The 1883-nt window shown below is 33.9% G+C and carries 5 protein-coding genes; all 5 read right to left on the reverse strand.

Going from position 1 to position 1883, the window contains the following annotated elements; all coding sequences use genetic code 11:
- Nucleotides 1–143 precede the first annotated feature (143 nt).
- From IQ228_RS25540 to IQ228_RS25560, 5 genes are read right to left on the reverse strand one after another with little or no spacing between them, the layout of a single operon-like run.
- Nucleotides 144–683 (reverse strand): PIN domain-containing protein, encoded by a 540-nt coding sequence (locus tag IQ228_RS25540; RefSeq protein ID WP_053540006.1) that lies wholly within the window; start codon nucleotides 681–683, stop codon nucleotides 144–146.
- Complete coding sequence (locus tag IQ228_RS25545) at nucleotides 676–1023, reverse strand: hypothetical protein (RefSeq protein WP_039201226.1); 348 nt, start codon at nucleotides 1021–1023, stop codon at nucleotides 676–678. Before IQ228_RS25545 ends, IQ228_RS25540 begins: the two co-directional genes overlap by 8 nt.
- Entirely contained in the window at nucleotides 1020–1283 is a 264-nt protein-coding gene (locus tag IQ228_RS25550) for a hypothetical protein (RefSeq protein ID WP_228044085.1), read from the reverse strand. The genes IQ228_RS25545 and IQ228_RS25550 overlap by 4 nt, the downstream gene beginning before the upstream one ends.
- Nucleotides 1284–1307: 24 nt before the next feature.
- Entirely contained in the window at nucleotides 1308–1643 is a 336-nt protein-coding gene (locus tag IQ228_RS25555; protein WP_039201223.1) for a XisI protein, read from the reverse strand.
- Entirely contained in the window at nucleotides 1631–1852 is a 222-nt protein-coding gene (locus IQ228_RS25560; protein WP_268812033.1) for an element excision factor XisH family protein, read from the reverse strand. The genes IQ228_RS25555 and IQ228_RS25560 overlap by 13 nt, the downstream gene beginning before the upstream one ends.
- Nucleotides 1853–1883: the final 31 nt, after the last annotated feature.

The raw sequence follows: 1883 nt of genomic DNA on the forward strand, positions 1-1883 counted from the left end.
GTAACGCACCATTCCAGGTTACATCAGAATTGCAGGTTATTAAATTTGCGTTCCTTAGTTCAGTTATTAATATTTTTTATTCATACAAATTCAGTTTTAAATAAGCCCATATAATTTTTATTTTCTTTTTTTTATTATAAAGATTACAGAATTTCAGGAATATTACCTTGATTTAGCCAATTAATCATTAAATAAGGATGAACAATGTGAAATTCATGGATAGGAGAATTATAAATACTATGTCTTTCAGGAATGATAAGTTCAATATCTTTATTTAAAAAATCTTTAAAATTAGCTGTCACTAATAGATTAGCTCGACCAGCTAAAGCTGTTTCTAAAACGTGCTGATCTTCTATATCACTAATAGGAATAACACCTGATCCTCCTAATGTTAATTGAGGCTGAATTTGAGCATAACTGCGGATAACATCTACATAAAAAGACGCATCCTCAGCCAAGGGAGTTAATCTTAATAAAACTTCTTCTAAACGATTTAACATTCCCCAAGAAATCACAAGTTCTACTTTTCCCATATAACAGCGACCATAACGAACTGTATCAACTATACTTTGACAAGCTGATAGCTTGCGTGGTGTAGCCATATTTTGATTTTCTTTGATATCAGCTAATAATGCCGCACACCAAATATTGAGATCAAGACATAAGCGTAAATGATTAGACATCACGAGTTAACTCAACTGAAGCACAGAGTAAATCATCTTCAGTTTCTAAAGAATTTAACCAATTTTTATCTATATTTTGGGCAATTCTTTGTTGAGCGAGTTTGTATTGATGGTGCAATAAAACTCTTGTAATTTCTTGACTAATTTCTTGCCACTGTGCTTCAGAAGCAACCCCATTTAACTGTAAGAGTGCTGACCAAGCATCATGAGGTAACATAGCTCCTAGCTTGATTGAAGCACTGGCTATTTGGGATATTGAGCGATTTTCCATTTTTGATAATACACTAATTCGCTCTGCTGTTTCTACGTCTAGGTCTGCTGAGATGGTTTTTTCTGTCATTGCTCTATTTTTCTCATGAGTTCTATAAAGATTATAACTTTTAATTGGAATTGTGTCCATAATAAGCGGTTTAAATGTCCTTTCAATCCTTGTTCTGATGTTAAGTTAGGAGGAGTTTGATAGCAGTTATAGTTAGGGAAAGATTGGGAAGTTAAAAGTATTGGCTCAAGTTTTTGTAAATGAGGTAAAAGATTCAGAGCGTAAATAGTTGTACCTGTGGGTTTGGCAAGTAAGAATAAAAGATTAGTGAGTAATTGCATTTCTCATTTTTAACGAGTAGGATATTACTGTACTGCATAAGGTGTAAATTGCCGTTTAAAAGCAGAATGAAAACCAAGGACAATATCTGAATTTGGTACACCCATTTGCACTAATCTTTCAGCTATAGATTCTTCGGTTCCGTTGTACTGAATCCAAATTTTGCCGTCTTCAATGTCAAAGTGCATCACTGGTCCAAACACTCGTTTATCGCCTTGCCATCCGATATAATTGAGTTGGTAATGGTCATGTTCACTATCAAATATTAGTTGTGCTTTGACTGGATCATTTGTGGTACAAATCTGGGCGTGTTCTGTTAAAATTTGTGTGATAAATTGTCTATACTTTTCTATTTTATCCATTGTCGAACTTCCTCCTGTTTGGGATCATAAATTATCAGCTTGACTTGATATCGCTGTAGCATTCGTTGAATAAATGGAAGTTGAAAAAAGTCATAATAAGTCTCAAAAGGGATGGCTAAGTAAACAATTCGGTTTGGTTCTTGTTCTTCAAGTGCTTGGCTATAGTTAAGATATTGACCTAAGAGGGTGTTTGAAAAGTTATGGTTGATGTATCAAATATTTTTTACCCCACCCTAACCC

Origin of the sequence: Dolichospermum sp. LEGE 00246 (assembly GCF_015207865.1) — a bacterium.
Taxonomy (GTDB): domain Bacteria; phylum Cyanobacteriota; class Cyanobacteriia; order Cyanobacteriales; family Nostocaceae; genus Dolichospermum; species Dolichospermum heterosporum.

Coding starts and splice junctions, on each gene's coding strand:
- IQ228_RS25540 (WP_053540006.1), bottom strand. CDS start 683: ATGTCTAATCATTTACGCTTATGTCTTGATCTCAATATTTGGTGTGCG.
- IQ228_RS25545 (WP_039201226.1), bottom strand. CDS start 1,023: ATGACAGAAAAAACCATCTCAGCAGACCTAGACGTAGAAACAGCAGAG.
- IQ228_RS25550 (WP_228044085.1), bottom strand. CDS start 1,283: ATGCAATTACTCACTAATCTTTTATTCTTACTTGCCAAACCCACAGGT.
- IQ228_RS25555 (WP_039201223.1), bottom strand. CDS start 1,643: ATGGATAAAATAGAAAAGTATAGACAATTTATCACACAAATTTTAACA.